Origin of the sequence: Lentzea cavernae, assembly GCF_014653695.1 — a bacterium.
GTDB lineage: Bacteria > Actinomycetota > Actinomycetes > Mycobacteriales > Pseudonocardiaceae > Lentzea > Lentzea cavernae.
Window position 1 is genome coordinate 110,684 of record NZ_BNAR01000019.1, and the last position, 25,706, is coordinate 136,389.

Annotated in this window: 32 protein-coding genes; 26 read left to right on the plus strand and 6 right to left on the minus strand. The window is 69.9% G+C overall.

The genetic code is table 11. The features are described from left to right. The first annotated feature begins 37 nt into the window (after positions 1-37). The 7 genes from IE307_RS39490 to aroQ all read left to right on the plus strand — a co-directional run bounded on the left by IE307_RS39490 (position 38) and on the right by aroQ (position 4,512). Entirely contained in the window at positions 38-274 is a 237-nt protein-coding gene (locus IE307_RS39490; protein ID WP_030481793.1) for a PTS sugar transporter subunit IIB, read from the plus strand. After that, positions 271-726: a PTS sugar transporter subunit IIA gene (locus tag IE307_RS39495; protein ID WP_191304592.1), complete on the plus strand. Its 456-nt coding sequence runs from the start codon at positions 271-273 to the stop codon at positions 724-726. Before IE307_RS39490 ends, IE307_RS39495 begins: the two co-directional genes overlap by 4 nt. Positions 727-812: 86 nt before the next feature. Then, positions 813-1,265: a prepilin peptidase gene (locus tag IE307_RS39500; protein WP_191304593.1), complete on the plus strand. Its 453-nt coding sequence runs from the start codon at positions 813-815 to the stop codon at positions 1,263-1,265. Positions 1,266-1,278: 13 nt separating this feature from the next. Beyond that, complete coding sequence (aroC, locus tag IE307_RS39505; RefSeq protein WP_191304594.1) at positions 1,279-2,478, plus strand: chorismate synthase; 1,200 nt, start codon at positions 1,279-1,281, stop codon at positions 2,476-2,478. Continuing rightward, the gene (locus IE307_RS39510) at positions 2,475-2,981 is read left to right on the plus strand and encodes a shikimate kinase (RefSeq protein WP_191304595.1); all 507 of its coding nucleotides are present in this window, start codon (positions 2,475-2,477) and stop codon (positions 2,979-2,981) included. The genes aroC and IE307_RS39510 overlap by 4 nt, the downstream gene beginning before the upstream one ends. After that, positions 2,978-4,087, plus strand: coding sequence for a 3-dehydroquinate synthase (aroB, locus tag IE307_RS39515; RefSeq protein WP_191304596.1), 1,110 nt, complete (start codon positions 2,978-2,980; stop codon positions 4,085-4,087). Before IE307_RS39510 ends, aroB begins: the two co-directional genes overlap by 4 nt. Then, a complete protein-coding gene (gene aroQ / locus IE307_RS39520; protein ID WP_191304597.1) occupies positions 4,084-4,512 on the plus strand; it encodes a type II 3-dehydroquinate dehydratase in 429 nt (142 codons plus the stop codon). The genes aroB and aroQ overlap by 4 nt, the downstream gene beginning before the upstream one ends. Before the next feature lie 150 nt (positions 4,513-4,662). On the opposite strand, the gene IE307_RS39525 is transcribed toward aroQ, so the two are convergent. Both IE307_RS39525 and IE307_RS39530 read right to left on the minus strand, forming a co-directional pair. Beyond that, the gene (locus tag IE307_RS39525) at positions 4,663-5,409 is read right to left on the minus strand and encodes a hypothetical protein (protein WP_191304598.1); all 747 of its coding nucleotides are present in this window, start codon (positions 5,407-5,409) and stop codon (positions 4,663-4,665) included. A gap of 16 nt (positions 5,410-5,425) precedes the next feature. Further along, positions 5,426-6,379 (minus strand): hypothetical protein, encoded by a 954-nt coding sequence (locus IE307_RS39530; protein ID WP_191304599.1) that lies wholly within the window; start codon positions 6,377-6,379, stop codon positions 5,426-5,428. Positions 6,380-6,468: 89 nt separating this feature from the next. Here IE307_RS39530 and IE307_RS39535 point away from each other — a divergent pair, with 89 nt between their 5' ends. Together IE307_RS39535 and IE307_RS39540 are read left to right on the plus strand one after the other, a co-directional pair. Further along, entirely contained in the window at positions 6,469-6,834 is a 366-nt protein-coding gene (locus tag IE307_RS39535; protein ID WP_229905522.1) for a VOC family protein, read from the plus strand. A gap of 19 nt (positions 6,835-6,853) precedes the next feature. Continuing rightward, a complete protein-coding gene (locus IE307_RS39540; protein WP_191304601.1) occupies positions 6,854-7,462 on the plus strand; it encodes a signal protein in 609 nt (202 codons plus the stop codon). On the opposite strand, the gene IE307_RS39545 is transcribed toward IE307_RS39540, so the two are convergent. Continuing rightward, positions 7,446-7,856, minus strand: coding sequence for a B-4DMT family transporter (locus IE307_RS39545; RefSeq protein ID WP_191304602.1), 411 nt, complete (start codon positions 7,854-7,856; stop codon positions 7,446-7,448). The genes IE307_RS39540 and IE307_RS39545 overlap by 17 nt on opposite strands. A gap of 35 nt (positions 7,857-7,891) precedes the next feature. Between IE307_RS39545 and IE307_RS39550 the strand changes: the two genes are divergently transcribed. Genes IE307_RS39550 through nusB form a run of 3 tightly spaced genes read left to right on the plus strand, consistent with a single transcriptional unit; the run spans position 7,892 to position 9,982 of the window. Beyond that, on the plus strand, positions 7,892-8,962 hold the full coding sequence (locus IE307_RS39550) for a M24 family metallopeptidase (RefSeq protein ID WP_191304603.1): 1,071 nt from the start codon (positions 7,892-7,894) through the stop codon (positions 8,960-8,962). A gap of 31 nt (positions 8,963-8,993) precedes the next feature. Beyond that, positions 8,994-9,563 (plus strand): elongation factor P, encoded by a 570-nt coding sequence (gene efp, locus IE307_RS39555; protein ID WP_191304604.1) that lies wholly within the window; start codon positions 8,994-8,996, stop codon positions 9,561-9,563. Next, positions 9,563-9,982, plus strand: coding sequence for a transcription antitermination factor NusB (gene nusB / locus IE307_RS39560; RefSeq protein WP_191304605.1), 420 nt, complete (start codon positions 9,563-9,565; stop codon positions 9,980-9,982). The genes efp and nusB overlap by 1 nt, the downstream gene beginning before the upstream one ends. 42 nt (positions 9,983-10,024) lie before the next feature. On the opposite strand, the gene IE307_RS39565 is transcribed toward nusB, so the two are convergent. Then, on the minus strand, positions 10,025-10,654 hold the full coding sequence (locus IE307_RS39565) for an HD domain-containing protein (protein ID WP_191304606.1): 630 nt from the start codon (positions 10,652-10,654) through the stop codon (positions 10,025-10,027). A gap of 12 nt (positions 10,655-10,666) precedes the next feature. Then, a complete protein-coding gene (locus IE307_RS39570) occupies positions 10,667-11,368 on the minus strand; it encodes an SDR family oxidoreductase (RefSeq protein WP_191304607.1) in 702 nt (233 codons plus the stop codon). 88 nt (positions 11,369-11,456) lie between these two features. Here IE307_RS39570 and IE307_RS39575 point away from each other — a divergent pair, with 88 nt between their 5' ends. Next, entirely contained in the window at positions 11,457-12,266 is an 810-nt protein-coding gene (locus IE307_RS39575) for a sigma-70 family RNA polymerase sigma factor (RefSeq protein ID WP_229905523.1), read from the plus strand. A gap of 81 nt (positions 12,267-12,347) precedes the next feature. Then, entirely contained in the window at positions 12,348-13,073 is a 726-nt protein-coding gene (locus IE307_RS39580; protein WP_191304609.1) for a sigma-70 family RNA polymerase sigma factor family protein, read from the plus strand. A gap of 121 nt (positions 13,074-13,194) precedes the next feature. Here the strand turns inward: IE307_RS39580 and bldD are convergent, their stop codons facing one another. Continuing rightward, on the minus strand, positions 13,195-13,683 hold the full coding sequence (gene bldD, locus IE307_RS39585) for a transcriptional regulator BldD (RefSeq protein WP_030471611.1): 489 nt from the start codon (positions 13,681-13,683) through the stop codon (positions 13,195-13,197). A 258-nt stretch (positions 13,684-13,941) separates the two neighbouring features. On the opposite strand from bldD, the gene pyrR reads away from it, so the two are divergent. The 12 genes from pyrR to IE307_RS39645 all read left to right on the plus strand — a co-directional run. After that, positions 13,942-14,514: a bifunctional pyr operon transcriptional regulator/uracil phosphoribosyltransferase PyrR gene (gene pyrR, locus IE307_RS39590; protein WP_191304610.1), complete on the plus strand. Its 573-nt coding sequence runs from the start codon at positions 13,942-13,944 to the stop codon at positions 14,512-14,514. Then, positions 14,511-15,443: an aspartate carbamoyltransferase catalytic subunit gene (locus tag IE307_RS39595; RefSeq protein ID WP_191304611.1), complete on the plus strand. Its 933-nt coding sequence runs from the start codon at positions 14,511-14,513 to the stop codon at positions 15,441-15,443. The genes pyrR and IE307_RS39595 overlap by 4 nt, the downstream gene beginning before the upstream one ends. Further along, complete coding sequence (locus IE307_RS39600) at positions 15,440-16,720, plus strand: dihydroorotase (protein WP_191304612.1); 1,281 nt, start codon at positions 15,440-15,442, stop codon at positions 16,718-16,720. The genes IE307_RS39595 and IE307_RS39600 overlap by 4 nt, the downstream gene beginning before the upstream one ends. Further along, entirely contained in the window at positions 16,717-17,205 is a 489-nt protein-coding gene (locus IE307_RS39605; RefSeq protein ID WP_191304613.1) for a PH-like domain-containing protein, read from the plus strand. Before IE307_RS39600 ends, IE307_RS39605 begins: the two co-directional genes overlap by 4 nt. Then, on the plus strand, positions 17,172-18,314 hold the full coding sequence (gene carA / locus IE307_RS39610; protein WP_191304614.1) for a glutamine-hydrolyzing carbamoyl-phosphate synthase small subunit: 1,143 nt from the start codon (positions 17,172-17,174) through the stop codon (positions 18,312-18,314). The genes IE307_RS39605 and carA overlap by 34 nt, the downstream gene beginning before the upstream one ends. Then, entirely contained in the window at positions 18,314-21,616 is a 3,303-nt protein-coding gene (gene carB, locus IE307_RS39615) for a carbamoyl-phosphate synthase large subunit (protein ID WP_191304615.1), read from the plus strand. The genes carA and carB overlap by 1 nt, the downstream gene beginning before the upstream one ends. A gap of 5 nt (positions 21,617-21,621) precedes the next feature. Continuing rightward, positions 21,622-22,437 (plus strand): orotidine-5'-phosphate decarboxylase, encoded by an 816-nt coding sequence (gene pyrF / locus IE307_RS39620; RefSeq protein WP_229905528.1) that lies wholly within the window; start codon positions 21,622-21,624, stop codon positions 22,435-22,437. Positions 22,438-22,729: 292 nt separating this feature from the next. Beyond that, positions 22,730-23,047, plus strand: a complete 318-nt coding sequence (mihF, locus tag IE307_RS39625; protein ID WP_030471603.1) for an integration host factor, actinobacterial type — start codon at positions 22,730-22,732, stop codon at positions 23,045-23,047. After that, positions 23,044-23,640: a guanylate kinase gene (gmk, locus tag IE307_RS39630; RefSeq protein WP_191304616.1), complete on the plus strand. Its 597-nt coding sequence runs from the start codon at positions 23,044-23,046 to the stop codon at positions 23,638-23,640. The genes mihF and gmk overlap by 4 nt, the downstream gene beginning before the upstream one ends. A 1-nt stretch (position 23,641) precedes the next feature. After that, entirely contained in the window at positions 23,642-23,920 is a 279-nt protein-coding gene (rpoZ, locus tag IE307_RS39635) for a DNA-directed RNA polymerase subunit omega (protein ID WP_045313812.1), read from the plus strand. 174 nt (positions 23,921-24,094) lie between these two features. After that, the gene (gene coaBC / locus IE307_RS39640) at positions 24,095-25,351 is read left to right on the plus strand and encodes a bifunctional phosphopantothenoylcysteine decarboxylase/phosphopantothenate--cysteine ligase CoaBC (protein WP_229905525.1); all 1,257 of its coding nucleotides are present in this window, start codon (positions 24,095-24,097) and stop codon (positions 25,349-25,351) included. A gap of 36 nt (positions 25,352-25,387) precedes the next feature. After that, the coding region (locus tag IE307_RS39645; RefSeq protein ID WP_268250461.1) for an S-adenosylmethionine synthetase N-terminal domain-containing protein at positions 25,388-25,706 on the plus strand (319 nt) is incomplete at its 3' end.

Here is a 25,706-nt window from a genome sequence, read left to right on the forward strand (position 1 = left end):
GGTGTCAACCGCTGTTACGGGAACGAGAGGTACGAACGTGGCTGACGAGAAGGCTCAGAAGATCCTCGAGGCGCTGGGTGGCCGGGACAACATCATCGAGATCGAGCCCTGCATCACCCGCCTGCGGTGCGAGCTCGAAGACGGCTCGGTCGTGAACGAGAAGGCCCTGAAGGCGTTGGGAGCGCACGGAGTCATGCGTTCCGGCAACGTCGTCCAGGTCGTCGTCGGACCCGAGGCGGACACCATCGCGTCGGACATCGAGGACCTGCTGTGAGCGTCCGCGTCGGCAGCCCCGTCGCCGGTCGGGCGGTCGCGCTCTCCGCGGTTCCGGACCCGGTCTTCTCGCAGGCGATGGTCGGCCCCGGTGTGGCCGTCGAGCCGCTTCGATCGAAGGCCGATGTGGTCTCGCCGCTCGACGGCACCGTCGTGACGCTGCACCCGCACGCGTTCGTGGTCGCCAACGGTGAAGGGGCGGCCGTGCTGGTCCACCTCGGCATCGACACCGTGAAGCGCAAGGGCGAGGGCTTCGAGCTGCACGTCGTCAAGGGCGAGCAGGTCCAGGCCGGTCAGAAGATCGTGACGTGGGACCCGGCCGAGGTCGAGGCGGCCGGGTTCGCGCCGATCTGCCCGGTCATCGCGCTGGACGCGTCGGCGGAGGCGCTCGCCGACCTGGCGCAGGACGTGGACGTGGCGGCGAACGACGCCCTGTTCGACTGGTCCCGCTGAACCGTGCTCGAAGCCTTGTCGTGAACGGTCCGTTCGTGACAGGCCGGAATTTGTACTGAGTCGTGCCGAGCAGGACCGTGGTCTCCATGACCACGGTCCTGCTCGCGTCTGCGCTGGGTTCCCTGTGGACGGTCGCCGCCGTCCTGGACGCTCCACCCTCGTCGTTCCTGCTGGCCTGGTTCGGCATCGTGCTCGCGATGATCGATCTGCGGCACCACCGGTTGCCGGACGCGCTGACCCTCCCTTTGGGCGCCGCGCTGCTCCTGACGCGGTTGCCCGGGCTGGGAGCCGCGGTGCTCTCGGCGCTCGTCTTCGGTGGCGCGCATCTCCTGGTGCGGCGGCTGCGGCCCGCCTACATGGGCGGCGGGGACGTGAAGCTCGCGTTCGGTCTCGGCGCCGCTCTGCCGCTGCCGGCGCTCTTACCTGCGGCGATCTTGTCGAGCGCGGTGACCCTGGCCGTCGCCGCGCTCCGGCGCAGGCGCGCGGTGCCGCACGGACCGGGCCTGCTGGCCGCCACCTGGGCGTTGACGACGTTGTGAAAGGATTGTGAACGTGCTGCGCTGGATCACCGCTGGAGAGTCACACGGCCCCGCCCTCGTCGCCGTCCTGGAGGGCATGCCCGCCGGGGTGGAGGTGACCACCGAGGACCTCGTCGCCCAGCTCGGGCGCCGCAGGCTCGGGTTCGGTCGCTCGCCCCGCATGGGCTTCGAGCAGGACGAGGTCGAGATCCTCGGCGGCGTGCGCCACGGCAAGACCCAGGGCGGTCCTGTTGCGGTCACGATCGGCAACTCCGAGTGGCCCAAGTGGCAGACGGTCATGTCGCCGGACCCGGTCGACCCGAGCCTGCTCAAGACCACCGGCCGCAACGAGGCCCTGACGCGCCCGCGTCCCGGCCACGCCGACCTGCCGGGCATGCAGAAGTTCGGCTTCGACGAGGCCCGTCCGGTGCTGGAGCGCGCCTCCGCACGGGAGACCGCGGCCCGCACGGCGCTGGGCACGGTCGCCCGGCAGTTCCTGCAGCAGCTGCTCGGCGTGCAGATCGTGAGCCACGTGGTGTCCATCGGCGGGGCCGAGACGCCTCAGGACGCCGGTCTGCCCACACCCGACGACCTGGCCGCGATCGACGAGTCGCCCGTGCGGTGCTTCGACCCGCGCGGCACCGAGGCGATGGTCGCCGAGGTCGAGGCCGTCAAGGAGGCCGGTGACACGGTCGGCGGCGTGATCGAGGTGCTCGCCTACGGGCTCCCGCCGGGCCTGGGCTCGCACGTGCACTGGGACCGCCGCCTCGACGCGCGCCTCGCGGCGGCGCTGATGGGCGTGCAGGCGATGAAGGGCGTGGAGATCGGCGACGGCTTCACCTCGGCTCGCCGGTGGGGTTCGCAGGCGCACGACGAGATCGACCGCGGCAGCGGACCGGTCGGCGTGACGCGCCGCTCGAACCGTGCAGGCGGCCTCGAGGGCGGCATCACCAACGGCGAGATCCTGCGCGCCCGCGTGGCCATGAAGCCCATCTCGACCGTTCCGCGCGCACTGTCCACCGTGGACGTCCGCACCGGTGAGCCCGCCGTCGCGATCCACCAGCGTTCGGACGTCTGCGCCGTGCCGCGCGCCGGTGTCGTGCTGGAGTCCGTGGTGGCGCTGGTGCTGGCCGAGGCGGCGCTCGAGAAGTTCGGCGGCGACTCGCTGGACGAGACCCGCCGCAACGCCCACGCGTACCTCAAGGCGCTGGAAGCCCGCTGGGAGGGCATGTGAGCCCCCGCTACGTCGTGGTCGGCCCGCCCGGAGCGGGCAAGACCACCGTCAGCGAGCTGCTGGCGGCGCGGCTCGGGTTGCCGTTCCGCGACGTCGACGCGGACATCGTCGAGCTGGCCGGCAAGCCCATCTCCGACATCTTCACCGACGACGGTGAGCCCGCCTTCCGCGCCATGGAAGAGGAAGCGGTCGCCAAGGCGCTGGTCGAGCACGAGGGCGTGCTGGCGCTGGGCGGGGGAGCGGTGCTGTCCGCCACCACCCGCGAACGCCTGGGAGGGCACACCGTCGTGTTCCTGAACGTGGGCATGGCCGAGGGCGTGCGCCGCACCGGCCTCGCGGCCAACCGCCCGCTGCTGACGGGCATCAACCCGCGCGCCACGTTCAAGGCGCTGCTGGACGCGCGCCTGCCGCTGTACCGCGAGGTCGCGACGATCGAGGTCCTGACGGACTCGCTCGACCCCGACCAGGTGACCGACGCGGTGATCAAGGGAGAGCAAGCATGACCGAGCCCGTGCGCATCCGGGTCGCCGCGAAGAAGCCCTACGACGTCGTGATCGGCCGCGGCCTGCTCGGCGACATCGTCGAGTTCCTCTCGGCCACGGCCAAGATCGCGATCGTCCACCAGCCGACGCTGGCCGAGACGGCGAAGGTGCTGGTCGACGAGCTCAAGGCCGTGGGCGTCGACGCCCACCGCGTCGAGGTCCCGGACGCCGAGGACGGCAAGGACCTGGCCGTCGCCGGCTTCTGCTGGGACGTGCTGGGCAAGATCGGCCTGTCGCGCTCCGACGTCGTCGTGGGCCTCGGCGGCGGCGCGGTCACCGACCTCGCCGGTTTCGTCGCCTCCACGTGGATGCGCGGCGTGCGCCTGGTCAACATCCCGACGACGCTGCTCGGCATGGTCGACGCGGCCGTCGGCGGCAAGACCGGCATCAACACCGACGCGGGCAAGAACCTCGTCGGCACGTTCTACGAGCCGGACGCCATCTTCGTCGACCTCGCCACCCTGGAAACGTTGCCGCGCAACGAACTCATCGCGGGCATGGCCGAGATCGTGAAGGGCGGCTTCATCGCCGACCCGGTCATCCTCGACCTGATCGAGGCCGACCCCCGGGCCGCCCTCGACCCGACGGGCGACGTGCTCGCCGACCTGGTCCGCCGCAAGGTCCAGATCAAGGCCGACGTCGTCACGACCGACCTGCGCGAGTCGAACCTGCGCGAGATCCTCAACTACGGCCACACCCTCGGCCACGCCATCGAACGCCGCGAGCGCTACCGCTGGCGCCACGGCGCCGCCATCAGCGTGGGCCTCGTCTTCGCCGCCGAACTGGCCCGCCTGGCAGGCCGCCTCGACGACGAGACCGCAGACCGCCACAAGCGCGTCCTCGAACTCCTCGGCCTGCCCACCACCTACGACCCGGACGCCCTCGGCCAGCTCATGGAGGGCATGAAGGTCGACAAGAAGAACAAGGCGGGCGTCCTCCGCTTCGTGGTCCTCGACGGCCTGGCCAAACCCGGCCGCCTCGAAGGCCCGGACCCGGCCCTGATCGCCGCCGCCTACTCGGCCGTCGCCGCCGAGCCCAAGTCCTCCGGCGGGACGGTGCTCCTGTGAAGGTCCTGGTCCTCAACGGCCCCAACCTCGACCGCCTGGGCACCCGCGAGCCCCTCATCTACGGCAGCACCACCCACGCCGACCTGGTCGACATGTGCGTGGCCGAGGGCAAGGACCTCGGCTTCGACGTCGAGGTCCGCCAGACCGCCCACGAGGGCGAGATGGTCAAGTGGCTGCACGAGGCCGCCGACACCTCGACCCCCGTGGTGCTCAACGGCGCCGCCTGGACCCACTACTCGATCGCCCTGCGCGACGCCTGCTCCCAGCTCACCGCCCCCCTCGTCGAGGTGCACATCTCGAACATCCACCAGCGCGAGGAGTTCCGGCACCACAGCGTGGTCTCGGCGGTGGCGAGCGGCGTGATCGTCGGGCTCGGCGTGGAGGGCTACCTGCTGGCGCTGCGCTGGCTGTCGCTCAAGAAGTAGCGCCAGCCCAGCAGGGTCACGGCGGCGAGTGCGGTCGTGCTGATGAAGACCGCCTCCACCGCGTTCGTGCTTGAGCCGCGGTCTCGCGGGAGTTGGTGGTCATGGCCGCCCTTGGCCCCGGGCTCAAGGGACATTCCGCGTTCGGACGTGTCAGTTGCGCGTCACCGGGTGGCGCATCCAGAGGTTCGTCTCCTCGTAGACCCCCTGGTCGTGCTCCCGGTCGATCACGACGAGGTCCAGCCCTCCCGCGACGACGTACCGCCCGCTCCGCGGGAACACCATCCCGGTCCACCGCTCCCACTCCGCGACGCTCCCGGTCACCACCATCGACCGGGCCGCCGGCCCGAGGATCGCGGCCCCGAGCCGCTGGTGCGTGCGAATCCACGGGTCGAGGTGCAACCCGTCCGCACGCGACCACCGCTGGAAGTCCTCCATGGACGTCAACGGGTAGCTCGCCTTGAGCGTCGGCCGCACCGGCACGACCACCCGCAGCAGCCCGTCGTCCACCGCCCGTTCCCGCAGCGCGGTGAGCACCTTTCCCGCCAGCCCGCCTCCGGTCCGGTCAGACCGCACCGTCGCCGCCACGACGCACAGCGTGTCCGGCACGACACCGCTCTCGTGCCCGGTGACCGCCGCGACCAGCGACCCGTCGTACCCGCCGTCCGGCAGGGTCGCCGTCTCACCGTCCCAGCTCAGGGCCACCGCCGTCGCCCGTGCCAGCACCGCGTCGTCGTCATCGAGCAGCAACACGTCGTAGCGCGGGAAGTACTCCGCCACGGCGTCGCGGTAGGTCGCGGGAATCCGTCCGCGCAGCACGAACGCGGGCCAGCCGTCCCGCAACGAAGCCTGGGCATCGCCCTGGAGGTCGGGGCGCTCGCTGTTCGAGACGATCTTCACGAGCTGATCCCATGGATCACGAGACGTGCTTGACGGTGAGCAGTTGGGCGGTCTTGTTGGGGGTGCGGATGATCGTGGCCTCGTAGGTGCCGGACTGGGTGCGCGACGTCTCGTAGGTCGTGAAGAACGTCTCGGTCCACCGGGCCACGAGCGAGTAACTGGCCTTCACGCGGATCAACCCGAACTCCGCGTCCTTGGTGCTCGTCCAGTTGGCGACCGGGTCACCCTCGACCTCGCGGGTCATGTCCTTGCCAGACGGCGTGTGCGGGTTGTGCGGGCACTTCGGCGGCATCGGCACGGTGGCCGCGCACGCGGCGAACCCGTCGCGCACGGCCTTGGTGAGGTCGCCGTCGGGCAGGTCGTACCGCTCCTTGCGGATCGTGCCGGCCGCCGGTGCCGGCTTCGGCTGCCGGATCGACTCGATCCGCGTCTGGTCGCCCCGCCACGGCACCTCGGTCTCGAAGTGGAACCCCTTCACCTCGACGGCCTTGCCGGTCGCTGCCTCGTAGCCGACGGTCATCACCGCGGTTCCGCGCGCCAGGAACTTGTCGTCGACCCACCGGACCTGCATGCCGTCGCGGGGTTCACCGACGAGTTCCCAGCGAACGTTGCGCGGAGAGGTCGCGCTGTGGGCCTGCGGGCAGTTCACGGGTTCCAGCACGACCTCGGTCGCGCACTGCGCGAGCTTGTCCGCGACCACCTCCGCCACCGCGTCGTCGCTCACGCCTGCGGGCCGGGTTCCCTGATCGGCGGCGGGGAAGACGGGCTTGTCGTCGCCCTGACACGCGGCGCCGATGGCGATGATGACGACGACCAACGCGAAGCCCACCGCGAACTGGACCGCACTCGGCTTGTCCGGCGGCGGCTCGGCGCCGCTCTTCGTCGCGGCGTCGCCGCCCATGTTGAGCGTGTGTACCTTCCCGATCTGGAAGCTGTTGCCGGTCACCCGGCCCTTGAACTCGTTGGACATGGCCGGATGCTAAGCAGGCAAGCGCCCGGACGGCCGCATCTCCCGCTGGCCAGTTCGTTGACACGTAAGGGAAATCGTTGCTCCACCACGTGGAATTGTGGGTCCAGGACCTGACCAGGGCCGAGGTCTCCTTCGGCTGGATCTTCACCCGGCTCGGCTGGACCGAGCACCAGCGCTGGAACAACGGCGTCAGCTGGAAGCTGAACGAGACCTACGTGGTCGTGGAGCAGTCCCCGGCGACGACAGGCCCCCACGACCGCATGCGGGCGGGCCTGAACCACCTCGCCCTGCACGCCGGAAGCCGGGAGGACGTCGACCGCCTCACGGAGGAATCCGAGGCCAACGGCTGGAAGCTCATGTTCGCGGACCGTCATCCTCACGCCGGAGGACCAGACCACTACGCGGCGTTCATGGAGAACGAGGACGGGTTCGAAATCGAGCTGGTGGCGGGCTGACCGTGTAAAGATGCCGATCGTGCCGAGACTCTTCACAGCCGCGTTGGCCCTGCTCCTGGCCGGGTGCGCGGCCACGCCGGGGCCCGCGCCCGTCAGCAGCGAGACGACGACGGCCGGCACGGAGCAACTGTCCGATCAGGACCTGCAGGCGAAGTGGTGGACGTGGGCTGCGTCGAGTCCGGAGAACCGCAGCCCCGTGGTCGACGACACGGGTCAGTGGTGCGCGGAGAACCAGCCGGAGGACGTGTGGTTCTTCGCCGGCACGTTCGGCGGGACCGTCGACCGCAGGTGCAAGATGCCCGCGGGGCGGCCGCTCGCCGGTCCCGCGCTCAACCTCATGTCGACCGCCGAGGGCTGCGCGCAGTTCATGGCGGACGCGAAGGGGTCGGTCACGCTCGACGGGCAGTTGCTGGAGCTGCGGCGGATCGCGCCGGTCGCGGTCGCCTACCAGGCGGCGCGGGGCAACGTGGTGGGGCAGCGCGAGGGACGGGTGACGGGGCAGGGGTGCGGGCTGTGGGCGTGGATCCCGCCGCTCAAGTCCGGTGAGCACGAGCTGCTGGTCAAGGGGTCGTCGGGCACGTTCAGCACCACGGCGCGCTACCTGTTCACGGTCAGCTCTGCCGGCTAGCCGAGTCCTTGCTCGCGAGGAACCCGCCCAGCAGCATCCCGAGGCCGGCCGGCGCGAGGACGAGCAACGCCGTGAACGCCGCTCCGCCCGTGAGCGCGACCCACAGCGCCTCCTGCCCGGTCTGGTCCACCAGCAACGCCGTCCCGATCACACCCAGCGCACCGGCGAACGGGCCCGCGATCAGCGACGCGACGAACCACTGCATGCCTCGCCCGTCCAGGTCGCGCAGCGCGTCGACGGCGCCCCAGAGCACGGCCGCGACGATCAGCAGCGCGAGCGCGATCGGCCGGACCGAGGAGGCCTCGGGGCTGCGCACGCCCACGGCCGCCACGCCGGTCTGCACGGCTCCGTGCAGGAGCCCCATCCACAACGCACGGACGAACCAAGGACTCATGCGGACAGCTTAGGACTGGCCGTACGCTGCGAGACATGTCGTCGTACGCCGCACGCCGAACCGCCCTTCGCGAGGAGCTCCAGGCCGCGAACCTGGACGCGTTGCTCGTGACGAACCTGCTGAACGTCCGGTACCTCACCGGGTTCACCGGATCGAACGCCGCCGTGCTCATCGGCGCGGACGGCGACGACGTGTTCTGCACGGACGGCCGCTACCTCACGCAGTCGGCGAAGCAGGTGCCGGACCTGGAGCGGCTCATCGACCGGCCGTGCGACACCGCGCTCGCGAGCAGGGCGAAGGGCAGGCTCGGGTTCGAGAGCCACCACGTCACGGTCGACGGCCTCGACGAGCTGACGGCGGCCTCCCCCAAGGCCGAGCTGCACAAGGCGGGCGGCCTGGTCGAGAAGCTGCGGCTGGTCAAGGACGAGGTCGAGATCGAGGCGCTGCGGATGGCGTGCGCGGCGGCCGACCGCGCGCTCGCCGCGTTGATCGGGCACGGCGGGCTGCGGGCGGGCCGCACCGAACGCGAGGTCGCGCGCGAGCTGGAGAGCCGCATGCTCGACCACGGCGCCGAGGGCCCGTCGTTCTCCTCGATCGTGGCGTTCGGCGCGAACTCGGCCGTGCCGCACCACTCGCCGACGGACGCGACGCTGCGCACCGGCGACCTCGTCAAGCTCGACTTCGGCGCCCTGGTCGACGGCTACCACTCCGACATGACGCGCACGCTCGTCCTCGGCAGGCCCGCCGACTGGCAGCGCGACCTGTACGACCTGGTCGCGCGGTCGCAGGCGGCCGGGCGCAACGCCCTGGAGCCGGGCGTGAAGGTGAGCGACGTCGACCGCGCGTCGCGCGAGGTGATCGAGAAGGCCGGGCACGGGAACGAGTTCCTGCACGGCCTCGGCCACGGCGTCGGGCTGGAGATCCACGAGGCACCGGCGTTGTCGAAGGCAGGTGCCGGTACACTTTCGGCCGGTATGGCGGTCACCGTCGAGCCCGGCGTCTACTTGCCGGGGCGGGGCGGGGTCCGCATCGAGGACAACCTCGTGGTCCGCGAGAGCGGGCCGGAGCTCCTCACCCTGACCACGAAAGAACTCGTGGTCGTCTGACACCCCCGTCCTACACAGGAGAAATCCCACCGTGGCCACCACGAACGACCTGAAGAACGGCCTGGTGCTGAACCTCGACGGCCAGCTCTGGACCGTCACCGCGTTCCAGCACGTCAAGCCCGGCAAGGGTGGCGCCTTCGTGCGCACGACCCTCAAGCACGTGCTGACCGGGAAGGTCGTCGACAAGACCTTCAACGCGGGCACCAAGGTCGAGACCGCCACCGTGGACAAGCGCGGCATGACCTACCTGTACAAGGAAGGCACCGACTTCATCTTCATGGACGGTGACACCTACGACCAGATTCCGGTTCCGGCCGAGACGGTCAGTGACGCCGCGAACTACCTGCTGGAGAACCAGGAGGCGATGGTCGCGACGCACGAGGGCGTCCCGCTGTTCGTCGAGCTCCCGACCTCGGTCGAGCTGATCATCCAGCACACCGACCCCGGCCTGCAGGGCGACCGCTCCACCGGCGGCACCAAGCCCGCGACGCTGGAGACCGGCGCCGAGATCCAGGTCCCGCTGTTCGTCACGACCGGCGAGAAGATCAAGGTCGACACCCGCGACGGTCGCTACCTCGGCCGGATCAGCGACAAGTCCTGATGGGTGCTCGGAGCAAGGCCCGCAAGCGCGCGGTCGACTTCCTCTACGAAGCCGACCTCCTCGGCAGCGACGCCGTGACGTTGCTGGCCCAGCGCGTCGGGTCTCCTGACGTCCCGCCGGTCAACGACTACACCGTCTCCCTGGTCGAGGGCGTCACCGCGCACCGCTCGCGCATCGACGACCTCATCTCGGAGCACGCCGAGGGCTGGACCCTGCAGCGGATGCCGGCGGTCGACCGCGCGATCCTGCGTCTCGGGCTGTACGAGCTGCTGTGGGCGGCCGACGTGCCGGACGCCGTCGCGATCGACGAGGCCGTCGAGCTCGCCAAGGGCCTCTCGACGGACGACTCGCCGCGGTTCGTGAACGGCGTGCTCGGCCGGATCGCCGTGATCGCGGACCAGCTGCGCGCTGTCCTGTAGCACTTCCCGCGGGCGTCACGTCACCGGCGTGACGCCCGCGGTTCAGCTCCGGGCCCAGCCGCGCCGCTCGCCCTCGTCGATCAGCCGCACGGCCGCCTCCCAGAGCTTCGCGGACCCCTCGCCGATCACGGCCTTGCGCGCCCGCACGTTGTTCGCGGTCACGCCCGGCGTCCGCCAGGTCCCGCCCTTCGCCATCCAGTTGAGCAGCAGCGGTTGCAGCCGGTCCATGGCCTTGGCGAACCGCGCCTCGGGCGTCGCGCGCGCCTCGAACTCGTCCCACAACGCCCGCATCGTCCGGCCCGCGTCGTCCGGCAGGATGCCGAACAACCGGTCCGCGGCCGCCTCTTCCCGTTCCTGCTGGCTCACGCCCAGCTCGGTGTCGTAGATCGGCGTGTCCCCCGCGTAGATCTCCACGAGGTCGTGCACCACCACGAGCTTCATCGTGTGGCCGACGTCGATCGGCTCGTCGGCGTACTCCGCGAGCGTTATGACCATCAGCGCGAGGTGCCACGAGTGCTCCGCGTCGTTCTCACGCCTGTCGGCCGCCGCGAGAGGGGACGCGCGCAGCACGGTCTTGAGCTGGTCGACCTCGATCAGGAACGTGAGGTGGTCGCGCAGCCGGGAGTCCACACCGGACGGCAGCGGGTTCTGATCAGCGAGAAGTCCTGTCACGTTGCGAGGATGCTACCGGCCTGCGAGGAACTCCTCCCACGTGCGGGCGCCGCGGTCCCCGTCCAGGCTCAGGTTCAGCCCGCTTCGGTAGGCCTTCCCGGCCTTGCCCGGCAGCGGGATCGGCACCGTGAGCCGGCGCTTGCCCTCGACGGTCAGGTAGCCGCGCACGAGCTCGCGGAGGTCGAAGTCCGCGGGCCCGGCGAGATCGGTCACGCGGCCTGCGGGCCGTCCCAGCGCCAGTCCGGCCAGCCGGGCGGCGACGTCGCGGGCGTCGACCGGCTGCAGCCGCATCGCCGGCACCGGCACGATCGGGAGCTTCGCGAGGCCCCGCACCATCGTCAGCGCCAGGTCGTGGAACTGGGCGGCGCGCAGGATCGTGAACGGGATCCCCGACGCCTCGACCGCCTCCTCGCTCGCGAGCTTGGTGCGCAACCACGCCAGCGGCACGGTGTCGGCGCCGATCACCGAGATGTAGACGAAGTGCCGGACGCCCCGGCAGGCCGCGAGCAGGTTGCGGGTCGCGACGTCGTCGCCCTTCTGCCCGCCCGCGAGGTGCACGACCACGTCGGCCTCGATCGGCGGGACGTCTCCGAGCAGGTCGCAGGCGATGTCACCGCGGCGGCTCAGCACCGTCACGCCGGCGCCCGATTCGCGCAGCAACGGGACCAGGTGCCTGCCCAGAGTGCCGGTTCCACCCGTGACGACGATCTTCATGATTACCCTCCGAACGAGTCCGTTGCCCGCTCGACCCGGCAGCGCTCGGGAACGTGACAGGGTGTGTGCCAGGCCACAGGGGGAAGTCGTGATCGCGCAGTTCGAGCAGGAGCGCACGCGTTTGCGCGCCATCGCCCACCGCGTGCTGGGCTCGTTCGCCGAGGCGGACGACGCGCTGCAGGACGCCTGGCTCCGCGTGCAGCGCACCGACACCTCGGAGATCGAGAACCCGGCGGCCTGGCTCACGACCGTCGTCGGCCGGGTGTGCCTGAACATGCTGCGCGACCGGCGCGAGCACGCGTTCGAGATGCCCGACCCCGTGATCGAGACGGGGGAGGAGCCCGAGCAGAGGGCCGTCGCGAACGACCAGGTCGGGCTCGCGATGCTGATCGTGCTCGACTCGCTGAAGCCCGACGAACGGCTGGCGTTCGTGCTGCACGACATGTTCGCCGTGCCGTTCGACGACATCGCGCCGTTGATCGACAAGACGCCGGCCACGGCCCGTCAGCTGGCGTCCCGCGCCCGCAAGCGCGTGCAGGACCGGCCGCAACCCGACGCCGACCTGCCGAAACAGCGTCAGGTGGTGCAGGCGTTCCTCAGGGCGTCGCGGGACGGCGACCTGGAGGGCCTGGTGTCGGTGCTGCACCCGGACGTCGTGCTGCGCGCCGGTGCCCTGGAGGTCATCGGCGGCCGGAACGTGGCCGGGCGCGCCCAGCTGTTCCGCAAGTACGCCGCGGTCGCGGCCGTCGAGTTCGCCCTCGTCGGCGACGAGATCGGCTTCGTCACGAGGGTCGACGGCGTGCCGTTCTCGCTCATGTCCTTCACCGTGCGCGGCGGCCGGATCGTCGCGATCCACGTCATCCAGGACCGGGAACAACTGGCCGCGCTCCTGCCGTGAGCAATACCACTGGCGTCACTGGTCACGTCGAGCGCCCGCCAGGTGTCTATTCGAGGTGGGCGCACGACGTGAGGGGGACTGGTGACGATCGCGGAACTGGACCAGGGGGACAGGCTCGCCTACCGCATGCTCGGCCGGTTCGCCGACGCCGAGGACGCGGTCAGGCAGGCCCGGCGCAAGATCGAGAAGACCGGTGAGCCGGGCTGGCTGAGCACGGTGATCGCCCGCGTGAGCCTCACGATGCTGCGCGTGCGGGCGAAGAACGGCTTCGAGATGCCGGACCCGGTGGTGAGCAGGGAGCCGAACGACGAACCGGGCCTCGGCGTCCTGACCGCGCTCGACGCGCTGACCCCCGACGAACGCGTCGCCTACGTGCTGCACGACATGTTCGAGGAGCCGTTCGAGCAGGTGGCGCCGTTGATCGGCCGCACACCGCTGGGCGCGGCGCAGGTCGAGGCGCGGGCGCGGCAGCGGGTGGCGGGCCGGCCGGTGTCCGATGTGGACCTGGCGGGGCAGCGGGAGGTCGTCGGCGCGTTCATGGCGGGCGAGGACGTGCTGGACGCCGGCGTGACGCTGCGGTCGGAGGAGATCTGGCTGCGCGGCACGGGCATGGTCGCGCCCAAGGCGGCGTTGCTGCGGGCGCCGTGCATGGAACCGGCGGTCGTCGGTGGCGAGGCCGGTCTGGTGTCGACCGTGGACGGTCAGCCCGTGGCGCTGGTGGCGTTCACGGTGCGCGAGCGGAAGATCGCGGCGATCCACGCGATCACGGACCGGGAGCACGTCCGCCGGCTCGTGGCACCGCGCTGAGCAGGGCTTCGCGGCAGGCCGTCACGCTGGGTGCAAACGCAGCAGTGGCTCCCCCGACGTCCTCAGGGCGACTGGCAGGACGTCACGGGAGCCACTGCTGGCGGAAGGCGGAGCTGGGAGTTCAGTCTTCCTTCGCGGGACGGGCCTCGGGAGGCAGCACACCCCAGTCGATGAGCTGCTCGGTGAGCTCGCCCGGCGTCATGTCGTAGATGATCGCGAGCGAGCGCAGGTCCTCGGTGCGGATGGAGAGGACCTTGCCGTTGTAGTCGCCGCGCTGCGACTGGATGGTCGCGGCGTAGCGGGCCAGCGGGCCGACCTTCTCGACGGGCAGCTGCTGCAGCCGTTCGAGGTTGATCACGATCTTGGTGGCCGGCTCGGCGCCGGAGGGCACGCGGCCCTCGGGCAGGAGCTCGGCGACGGGAACCCCGTAGAAGTCGGCCAGCTCGGCCAGCTTCTGCACGGTCACCGCGCGGTCGCCGCGCTCGTACGAACCCACGACCACCGCCTTCCAGCGACCGCCGGACTTCTGCTCGACGCCGTGCAGGGACAGACCCTGCTGCTGGCGGATAGCGCGGAGCTTGGCCCCCAGCGCCTTGGCGTAGTCGCCCATGTGGCGGTTCTCCGTTCATTCGCCCCGTCAGCAGTACGGGCGTGCTGTGGGGGAGGCTTAGATCGATACGCAGAGTAATGATTACTCGCCGTGGTCGGCAGGTCAAGCTGATCTCAAGGAGAGACGCGCGCCACGCCTGGCCGACCACTCGGATGGTTGACCGTCCTCAGGTGATACGGTGCAGGTCAGCCTAGTTGCAGCTAGGTGTCCGACGTCCTTTAAGGACCCGTCCAGTGAGGCGGGGAAGGAGGTCCACCCGTGGCGTCACGTCAACGTGGCGCGACGGATCCGGCCGGGGATCGCGAGATTCTCTCGGCCGGTGACGTCGCGCGCACTGTCGCCCGAATGGCCCATCAGATCATCGAGAAGACCGCTCTCGATGCACCCAGCGCACCCGAAGTCGTCTTGATGGGTATTCCCAGCCGGGGAGCCCCCCTCGCACGACGTCTAGCCGCTAAGATCGCCGAATTTTCCGGCCGCACGGTGCACGAGGGCACGCTCGACATCACCCTCTACCGCGACGACCTGCGCCGAGGCCCCACGAGGCCCCTCGAGGCGACGAAGCTGCCCGAGGGCGGCATCGACGACAGGCTGGTCGTGCTCGTCGACGACGTGCTGTTCTCCGGCCGCACGATCCGCTCCGCCCTCGACGCCCTGCGCGACCACGGCCGCCCCCGCGCGGTCCAGCTCGCCGTGCTGGTCGACCGGGGCCACCGCGAGCTGCCGATCCGCGCGGACTACGTCGGCAAGAACCTGCCGACCTCGAAGACCGAGGACGTCGTCGTGATGCTGGAAGAGTTCGACGGCCGCGACGGAGTGGTGCTGAAGTGAAGCACCTGCTCTCCACCGACGGCCTCGACCGCGACCAGGCGATCGCGATCCTCGACACCGCGGACCGGCTGAAGCAGGCGCTGCTCGGCCGCGAGGTCCGCAAGCTGCCGACGCTGCGCGGCCGCACGGTGATCACGATGTTCTACGAGAACAGCACCCGCACCCGCGTCAGCTTCGAGATCGCCGGCAAGTGGATGTCCGCCGACGTGATCAACGTCAGCAGCTCCGGTTCCAGCGTCAGCAAGGGCGAAAGCCTCAGGGACACCGTGCTGACCCTGCAGGCGGCGGGAGCCGACTGCGTGATCGTGCGCCACCCGGCTTCCGGTGCGGCACACCGGCTCGCGGGCTGGCTCAAGCACACGAACACGTCCGTGGTGAACGCCGGCGACGGCATGCACGAGCACCCCACGCAGGCGTTGCTCGACGCCGCCACGCTGCGCGACCGCCTGGGCGACCTCGACGGCCGCCGCGTCGCGATCGTCGGCGACGTCCTGCACAGCCGCGTCGCCCGGTCGAACGTGCACCTGCTGACGACGCTCGGCGCCGAGGTCACGCTGGTCGCGCCGCCGACCCTGCTGCCCACCGGTGTCGAGAACTGGCCGGTCGCGGTCTCGCACGAGATCGACTCCGAGCTCGCCTCGCAGGACGCGGTGATGTTGCTGCGCGTGCAGGCCGAGCGGATGACCGGCGGGTTCTTCCCGAGCTCGCGCGAGTACTCGATCGCGTACGGCCTCAACGAGCGGCGTCTGAAGCTGCTGCCCGAGCACGCCGTCGTGCTGCACCCCGGCCCGATGCTGCGCGGCATGGAGATCGCCTCCGTCGTCGCCGACAGCCCGCAGGCCGCCATCACCGAGCAGGTCCGCAACGGTGTCCACGTGCGCATGGCCGTGCTGTACCACTTGCTCGCCCACGAGGAGGAGAACGCGTGAAACCCTTGCTTCTCAAGGGAGTTAGGCCCTACGGCGAGGGGGAACCGATCGATCTGCTGATCCGCGACGGCGTGATCGCGGACGGCACGGACTCAGAAGCCGAAGTCATCGAAGGCAACGGCGCGGTTCTGCTGCCCGGTTTCGTCGACCTGCACACCCACCTGCGCGAGCCGGGTCGCGAGGACACCGAGACCATCGAGACCGGCTCCAAGGCCGCCGCCCTCGGTGGCTACACGGCCGTTTTCGCCATGGCCAACACCGATCCGGTCGCCGACAACGCCGTCATCGTCGAGCACGTCGCCCGCCGCGGCCAGGAGGTCGGCCTCGTCGACGTCCACCCGGTCGGCGCCGTCACCGTCGGGCTCAAGGGCGAGAAGCTCGCCGAGCTCGGCACGATGGCGAACTCCAAGGCGAACGTCCGGGTGTTCTCCGACGACGGCCACTGCGTGCACGACCCGCTGATCATGCGTCGCGCGCTGGAGTACTCCAAGTCCCTCAACGCCGTCATCGCCCAGCACGCCGAGGAGCCGCGCCTCACGGTCGGCGCCCAGGCGCACGAGGGCGAGAACGCGTCCCGGCTCGGCCTGCAGGGCTGGCCCGCCGCGGCCGAGGAGTCGATCGTCGCCCGCGACTGCATCCTCGCGAAGCAGGTCGGCGCGCGGCTGCACGTCTGCCACGTCAGCACCACCGGCACGGCGGACGTCCTGAAGTGGGCCAAGGCCCGCGGTACCAAGGTGTCCGCCGAGGTCACCCCGCACCACCTGATCCTGACCGACGACCGGCTCGCCACCTACGACCCGGTCAACAAGGTCAACCCGCCGCTGCGCACGCAGGCCGACGTCGACGCGCTGCGCCAGGCGCTGGCCGACGGCACGATCGACTGCGTCGCCACGGACCACGCCCCGCACGCGGTCCAGGACAAGGACTGCGAGTGGTCGGCCGCCCGTCCGGGCATGCTCGGCCTGCAGACCGCGCTCGGCATCGTCGTCGAGACGATGGTGAAGACGGGGCTGCTGGACTGGCGCGGCGTCGCGCGCGTGATGAGCGAGAAGCCCGCCGAGATCGCCGGCCTGACCGACCAGGGCCGCCCGATCGCCGTCGGCGAGCCCGCGAACCTCGTGCTGGTCGACCCGGACGCGTCGTGGACGGTGAACGGCGCGGAGCTCGCGAGCATCGCGGGCAACACCCCGTTCGAGGGCATGGAGCTGTCCGCCGCGGTGACGGCCACCATCTTGCGTGGCCGGGTGACCGCACAGGCGGGGAGGATTGCGCGATGACCCGCATCCTCCTGTCCCTGGCGGTCTTCGTCTTCTTCGCGCTGTGCGTCTACGGCATGTGGCACGGCTGGAAGCGACGCCAGCGCGAGCAGGCCGGCCTCCCCGCGTTCCCCTCGACGCCGGAGACGCTCGGAGCGGCCCGCCTGGAGACCACGGGCGTCTACATCGGAACGACGAACGCGGGCAACTGGCAGGACCGCGTCCAGGTCGGTGACATCGGCTTCCGCGCCGAGGCCACGCTGAGCCTCGTGCCGGAGGGCGTCGCCATCGAACGCGTTGGCGCGTCACCGATCTTCATCCCCGCCGGGTCCATCCGGGGCGCCCGCACGGACCGGGGCCTCGCGGGGAAGGTCATGTTCAGCGAAGAAGGCCTGTTGGTGGTCCAGTGGGAAAACGATGGCCACCTGTTCGACACTGGTTTTCGCGGCGACGACAAAGACGTTTATGACGAATGGGTAGCAGCACTCGTGGGAGGCAAGGCGTGACGAACGCGGCATTGGTGCTGGAAGACGGACGTGTCTTCCGCGGTGAGGCGTACGGAGCGACCGGCGTCTCGCTCGGCGAGGTCGTGTTCTCCACGGCCATGACCGGGTACCAGGAAACCCTGACCGACCCCTCCTACCACCGCCAGATCGTGGTGCAGACCGCGCCGCAGATCGGCAACACCGGCTGGAACGACGAGGACGACGAGTCCTCGAAGATCTGGGTGGCCGGGTACGTGGTCCGCGACCCCGCGCGCACGCCGTCGAACTGGCGCTCCAAGCGCGGTCTCGACGAGGAGCTCGCGAACCAGGGTGTCGTCGGCATCGCGGGCCTCGACACCCGCACCCTGACCCGCCACATCCGCGAGCAGGGCGCGATGCGCGCCGGGGTGTTCTCCGGTGCCGAGCTGTCCGACGACGCGTCGATGGTCGAGCAGGTCAAGGCGTCGGCGCAGATGGTCGGCGCGAACCTCGCGGTCGACGTCACCACGTCGAAGCCGTACGTGGTCGAGGCGATCGGCGAGAAGAAGTTCACCGTCGCGGCGCTCGACCTGGGCATCAAGTCGAACACCCCGCGGATGATGGCGGCGCGCGGCATCGAGGTGCACGTGCTCCCGCTGACGAGCTCCTTCGAGGACATCCTCGCCACGAGCCCCGACGGCCTGTTCCTGTCCAACGGCCCCGGCGACCCGGCCACGCAGGACCACGCCATCGCGCTGACCAAGGAGGCCCTGGGCCGCAAGCTGCCGCTGTTCGGCATCTGCTTCGGCAACCAGATCCTCGGCCGCGCGGTCGGCCGCGGGACGTACAAGATGCGCTACGGCCACCGCGGCATCAACATCCCGGTCATCGACGTGACCACGGGCAAGGTCGCCATCACCTCGCAGAACCACGGGTTCGCGCTGGAGGGCACGCCGGGTGAGGAGTTCTCCTCGGAGTTCGGCCGCGCCGTGCTGTCGCACTACTGCCCGAACGACGGCACCGTCGAGGGCGTCCGGCTGCTCGACGCGCCGGCGTTCTCCGTGCAGTACCACCCCGAGGCCGCGGCGGGCCCGCACGACGCCGCGCCCCTGTTCGACGACTTCGTGACCATGATGAATGAGGCCCGCTGATGCCGAAGAGGACTGATCTCAAGCACGTTCTGGTCATCGGCTCCGGCCCGATCGTCATCGGTCAGGCCTGCGAGTTCGACTACTCCGGCACCCAGGCGTGCCGCGTGCTGCGCGAGGAGGGCATCAGGGTCAGCCTGGTGAACTCCAACCCGGCGACGATCATGACGGACCCCGAGTTCGCCGACGCGACCTACATCGAGCCGATCACGGCCGAGTTCGTGGAGAAGGTCATCGCGCAGGAGCGCCCGGACGCGATCCTGGCGACGCTGGGTGGGCAGACGGCGCTGAACACGGCCATCGCGCTGCACGAGCGCGGTGTGCTGGAGAAGTACAACGTCGAGCTGATCGGCGCCGACATCGACGCCATCCAGCGCGGCGAGGACCGGCAGATCTTCAAGGACCTGGTGCGCGGCATCGGTTCCGAGGTCCCGCGTTCCGCCGTCTGCAAGACGATGGACGAGGTGCGCAAGACCGTCGCCGACCTCGGCCTGCCGGTCGTCATCCGGCCGTCGTTCACCATGGGCGGCCTGGGTTCCGGCATGGCGTACACGCCCGACGAGCTGGAGCGCCTCGCGGCGATCGGCCTCGAGGAGTCCCCGGTCACCGAGGTCCTCATCGAGGAGAGCGTGCTCGGGTGGAAGGAGTACGAGCTCGAGCTGATGCGCGACCGCAACGACAACGTCGTCGTCATCTGCTCGATCGAGAACATCGACCCGATGGGCGTGCACACCGGTGACTCGGTCACGGTCGCGCCCGCGATGACGCTGACCGACCGCGAGTACCAGCACATGCGCGACGTCGGCATCCAGGTCATCCGCGAGGTCGGCGTCGACACCGGCGGCTGCAACATCCAGTTCGCGATCCACCCGGACAACGGCCGCATGGTCGTCATCGAGATGAACCCGCGCGTGTCGCGTTCGTCGGCGCTGGCGTCCAAGGCGACCGGCTTCCCGATCGCCAAGATCGCCGCGAAGCTCGCCATCGGTTACACGCTCGACGAGATCACCAACGACATCACGGGGGAGACGCCGGCGTCGTTCGAACCTTCGCTGGACTACGTCGTCGTGAAGGCGCCGCGGTTCGCGTTCGAGAAGTTCCCCGGTGCGGACCCGACGCTGACGACCACGATGAAGTCGGTCGGCGAGGCCATGTCGATCGGCCGGAACTTCGTGGAGGCGCTGGGCAAGGCGCTGCGTTCGCTGGAAACGAAATCGGTCGGTTTCTGGACTCAGCCCGACCCCGAGGGCGCTACGCTCGAGTCGACTCTGAAGCAGTTGGAGCGCGGGCACGACGGCCGCCTCTACACGGTCGAGCGTGCTCTTCGACTCGGCGCGTCCATTGAGGACGTGTACACCGCGTCGAAGATCGACCCGTGGTTCATCGAGCAGATCGCCTGGCTCGGCACGTTGCGGCAGGAGCTGCTGGACGCTCCCGTGCTCGACGAACCGCTGCTGCGCAAGGCGAAGCGCGCCGGTCTGTCCGACCGGCAGATCGCCACGCTGCGCTCGGAGCTGGCCGGTGAAGACGGCGTGCGCACGTTGCGGCACCGCCTGGGCGTGCGTCCGGTCTACAAGACGGTCGACACGTGCGCGGCGGAGTTCAAGTCCGAGACGCCGTACCACTACTCCGCGTACGAGCTCGACCCGAACGCCGAGACGGAGGTCGCGGAGCAGCGGGAGAAGCCGAAGGTGCTGATCCTGGGCTCCGGTCCGAACCGCATCGGCCAGGGCATCGAGTTCGACTACTCGTGCGTGCACGCGGCGATGGCGTTGCGGGCGGCCGGGTACGAGACCGTGATGGTCAACTGCAACCCGGAGACGGTGTCGACGGACTACGACACCTCCGACCGCCTGTACTTCGAGCCGCTGACGTTCGAGGACGTGCTGGAGGTCGTGCACTCCGAGCAGCGCTCCGGCACCGTCGCGGGCGTGATCGTGCAGCTGGGCGGCCAGACGCCGCTGGGTCTCGCGAAGCGCCTGGCCGACGCCGGTGTGCCCGTCGTGGGCACGACGCCCGAGGCGATCCACCTCGCCGAGGACCGCGGCCAGTTCGGCAAGGTGCTGGGCGAAGCGGGGCTGCCCGCGCCGAAGTTCGGCACCGCCACGTCGTTCGGCGAGGCGAAGGAGATCGCGGACGAGATCGGCTACCCGGTCCTCGTGCGACCGTCCTACGTGCTCGGCGGGCGCGGCATGGAGATCGTGTACGACGAGGAGTCGCTGTCGGGCTACATCGCCCGCGCGACCGAGGTGACGCCCGAGCACCCGGTGCTGGTCGACCGGTTCCTCGACGACGCCATCGAGATCGACGTCGACGCGCTGTGCGACGGCGAGGAGGTGTTCATCGGCGGCGTCATGGAGCACATCGAGGAAGCCGGTGTGCACTCCGGCGACTCGTCGTGCGCGCTGCCGCCCATCACCCTGGGCGCCTCGGACATCGAGAACGTCCGCCGCTCCACCGAGGCCATCGCGCGCGGCATCGGCGTGAAGGGGCTCCTGAACGTCCAGTACGCGCTCAAGGACGACGTGCTGTACGTCCTGGAGGCAAACCCGCGTGCGTCGCGCACGGTGCCGTTCGTGTCCAAGGCGACGGCCGTGTCGATGGCCAAGGCCGCCTCGCGCGTCATGCTCGGCGCCACGATCGCGGAGCTGCGCGTCGAGGGCATCCTCCCGGCCACCGGTGACGGTGCCCGGCTGCCCGAGCACGCGCCGGTCGCGGTGAAGGAAGCGGTCATGCAGTTCCACCGCTTCCGTACGCCCGAGGGCCACGGCGTCGACTCGTTGCTGGGCCCGGAGATGAAGTCCACCGGCGAGGTCATGGGCATCGACTCGTCGTTCGGCAAGGCCTTCGCGAAGTCGCAGACGGCCTCGTACGGCTCGCTGCCGACCAAGGGCAAGGTGTTCGTGTCGTTCGCGAACCGCGACAAGCGCGCGATGATCTTCCCGGTCAAGCGCCTCGCGGACCTCGGGTTCCAGATCCTCGCGACCTCGGGCACGGCGGAGGTGTTGAAGCGCAACGGGATCCCGTGCACCGAGGTGCGCAAGCACTTCGAGGGCGAGGGCAACGTCGTCGACATGATCCTCAACGGCGAGATCGACATGATCTTCAACACGCCGTACGGCAACAGCGGTCCGCGGATCGACGGGTACGAGATCCGCACCGCCGCCGTGGCCAAGGACATCCCCTGCGTGACCACGATCCAGGGCGCTGCCGCGGCCGTGCACGGCATCGAGGCGCTCATCCGGGGTGACATCGGGGTCCAGCCGCTGCAGGCGCTCCAGGCCACGCTGCGGGGTGACGCGTGACGCCGGTGGTGAACTTCGGCGAGAAGCTCGCGAAAGCCGTTGCGGCGCACGGACCTCTGTGCGTCGGGATCGACCCGCACCCGAGCCTGCTCGAGGCGTGGGGCCTGTCGCCGACCGCGGAGGGCCTCGAACGGTTCGCGCTGACGGCCGTGGAGGCGTTCGGCGGCCAGGTGTCGATGGTGAAGCCGCAGGCGGCGTTCTTCGAGGCCTACGGGTCCCGTGGCGTCGCGGTGCTGGAGCGGGTGATCGCCGGGCTGCGCGACTCGGGCACGCTGGTGCTCGTGGACGCCAAGCGCGGCGACATCGGCTCGACCATGGCCGCCTACGCGCAGGCGTACCTGGGCGACGGCTCGCCGCTGGCCGGTGACGCCGTCACGGTGTCGCCGTACCTCGGCTTCGGATCGCTGCAGCCCGCGCTCGACACGGCGCGGTCGACGGGCAGGGGCGTGTTCGTGCTCGCCCTCACGTCGAACCCGGAGGGCGCCCAGGTCCAGCGGGCGGTTGCTCCGGACGGGCGAACCACGGCTCAGACGATCATCGATTTCGCCTCCGCTCGGAATTCAGGCATTTCCCCGTGCGGCGATGTCGGTCTCGTCGTGGGCGCCACGATCGGGGAAACGGATGTAGACCTCTCCGGGTTCAACGGACCGGTTCTGGCACCCGGTTTCGGCGCTCAGGGAGGCTCCGTGGCGGATCTGAAACGGCTCTTCGGAGCCGACATGCGCAACGTCTTTCCGACTTCTTCACGAGATGTTCTCAAGCACGGACCTGACGTGTCTTCGCTGGTCAGCGCCGTGCGAAGGGTCCAGGAGAGCCTCTGAGGAGGGGCGCGCCACAACTTTTGGGGTGTGGTGCGCTCACCTGGGGAAACATGTGTTGGTAGGGTCCACGCCACCGGCTGCCCCGCTGGTCACCGGCCTCATAGCACACCTGGAGTGGGCGATGAGTTCCCGGAGGCCAGTGATCAGGCCGCCGGAGGGTGTTGGTACTACTACCACCCGCCGCAATCATGACCGCTGAAGATTTCCTGACTGGGTCACGTTGTACTCAGGCAATTGCGGTCGGTACGGTCGCGGCACCGATCCGAAAAGAATCCACACCACGGAGGAAATCGTGGCTCTTCCCCAGCTTACCGAGGAGCAGCGAGCCGCAGCGCTGGAGAAGGCTGCTGCCGCTCGTCGCGCTCGGGCTGAGCTCAAGGAGCGCCTCAAGCGCGGCGGCACGACCCTGACGGACGTGCTCAAGGCCGCCGAGAGCGACGAGGTCCTGGGCAAGATGAAGGTGTCCGCGCTGCTCGAGGCCCTCCCGGGCGTCGGCAAGGTTCGCGCGCAGCAGATCATGGAGCGCCTCGAGATCGCTCCCAGCCGTCGCCTGCGCGGTCTCGGTGACCGCCAGCGCAAGGCCCTGCTTTCCGAGTTCAGCGGAGAGTGATTGGCACCGAGGCGGGAGCGGGCTCTGCCCGTTCCCGCCTCACCGTCTTGTCCGGGCCGTCCGGCGTTGGCAAGTCCAGCGTCCTGGCGGAGCTGCGCGAGCAGCAGCCCGACGTCTACTTTTCCGTCTCGGCGACCACCAGGAAGCCGAGGCCGGGCGAGGTCGACGGAGTGCACTACCACTTCGTGGACCACGAGAAGTTCCAGCAGATGGTCGAGGCGGGCGAGTTTCTCGAGCACGCCGACTTCGCCGGCAATCGGTACGGAACCCCTCGCAGGCCCGTCGAAGAAGCTTTGGCCGCGGGCCGTCCCGCGCTCCTGGAGATCGAGCTGCAGGGCGCGCGCCAGGTCCGAGAGGCCATGCCGGAAGCCCAGCTGGTCATGCTGATGCCCCCGTCCTGGGAGCACCTGGTCGACCGGCTGACCGGCAGAGGCACCGAACATCCTGACGTCGTCGAACGCCGGCTGGCCATCGCCCGCGAGGAGCTGGCGGCCGAAAAGGAGTTCGACGAGGTCGTCGTGAACGCCGACGTGCAGTCGGCCGCGGCCGACTTGCTATCCTTGATGGTCGGACCACGAAATTCAGGAGTCTGAAGTGATCACCCACACCGAGCTCGGTCATCTGACCGGTTCCCCGGAGGGCATCACCAACCCGCCGATCGACGACCTGCTTGAGCAGGTGAGCTCGAAGTACGCGTTGGTGATCTACGCAGCGAAGCGTGCCCGCCAGATCAACGACTACTACGCGCAGCTCGGCGAGGGCCTGCTCGAGTACGTCGGCCCGCTCGTCGAGCCGGGCCCGCGTGAGAAGCCCCTCTCGATCGCTCTTCGCGAGATCCACGCGGGTCTGCTGGAGCACACCGAGGGCGAGTGACCGACTCGGGGTGAGGTCTGTCTGCGAAAAGCGCAGACCGAGCTCGTCGGTCAGTGTCTTGTGGGGGCCAAGCCCCCACACCCCCGGCCGGGGGCTCCGCCCCCGGACCCCCGACCGGGGTTCCTCGCCTCGTGAGGACGCGGCCCTCGCTGGTCCATTCTCACAGGAGACCGCTTGAACCCCGCTTCGCACGACGTTGCTGATGCCCCCGGCAAGCCCAGGATCGTTCTGGGCGTTGGCGGGGGCATCGCCGCGTACAAGGCCTGTGAGGTCCTGCGCCGGTTGACCGAGTCCGGTCACTCCGTGCGGGTCATCCCCACCGAGGGCGCTCTGAAGTTCGTGGGAGCCGCCACGTTCGAGGCGTTGTCCGGTCAGGTCGTGTCCGCCGACCCGTTCGACGACGTGCACGAGGTGCCGCACGTCAAGCTCGGGCAGAACGCCGATCTGGTCGTGGTCGCCCCGGCGACGGCGAACCTGATCGCGAAGGCCGCGCACGGCCTCGCCGACGACCTGCTGACGAACACCCTGCTGACCGCGCGCTGCCCCGTCCTGCTGGTCCCGGCGATGCACACGGAGATGTGGGAGCACCCGGCCACCCAGCACAACGTGGCGCTGCTGCGCAGCCGCGGTGTCGTCGTCGCCGAACCGGCGTCCGGCCGTCTGACGGGCAAGGACACGGGCAAGGGCCGCCTCCCCGACCCCGCCGAGATCGTGGAGCTGGCGAAGCTCCTGCTCGTGCAGCCGGACGCGATGCAGCGCACGCTGGAAGGCGTGCACGTCGTGATCTCCGCGGGCGGCACGCGCGAACCGCTCGATCCGGTGAGGTTCATCGGCAACCGGTCGTCCGGCAAGCAGGGATATGCCCTCGCACGGGTGGCCGCGCAGCGCGGCGCCCGTGTGACTTTGGTTGTGGGAAATACCTCGGATCTCAGCACGCCGGCGGGAGTGGACCTCGTGAAGGTCGGCTCCGCGGTGGAGCTGCGGGATGCCATGCACAAGGTCGCGGCGGACGCGGACGTGGTCGTGATGGCCGCCGCGGTGGCCGACTTCCGGCCGGTGTCGCTCACCGGACACAAGATCAAGAAGACCGACGGTGACCCGGACCCGATCGTGCTGACGAAGAACCCCGACATCCTGGTGGAGCTCGTTTCCGCACGTAGGACCGGTCAGCTGATCGTCGGGTTCGCCGCGGAGACCGGCGACGAGACGACGTCGGTGCTCGACTACGGGCGGGCGAAGCTGCGGCGCAAGGGGTGCGACCTCCTGGTGCTGAACGCGGTCGGTGACGGCAAGGCGTTCGAGCAGGAGGACAACGCCGGTTGGCTGCTGTCCCCGGACGGCGCCGAGACGGCTATACCCCACGGCCCGAAAACACAAGTGGCGTCCGCTGTGTGGGACGCGGTTACCGCTCGCTTGACTCCGCCTCAGTAGTATTTTCCCGAGTCCACCCGCAACGAAGGAGTGTCCGTGAGTCAGCACAGCAGCAGGCTGTTCACGAGTGAGTCGGTGACCGAGGGACACCCGGACAAGATCTGTGACGCGATCAGCGACTCGATCCTGGACGCGTTGCTGTCCAAGGACCCGCGCTCCCGTGTCGCCGTGGAGACGCTGGTGACCACGGGCCAGGTCCACGTCGCGGGCGAGGTGACCACCGAGGCCTACGCGGACATCCCCACGATCGTCCGCGAGAAGATCCTGGAGATCGGTTACGACTCGTCCGCTAAGGGCTTCGACGGCCACTCGTGCGGCGTGAACGTGGCGATCGGCGCGCAGTCCCCGGACATCG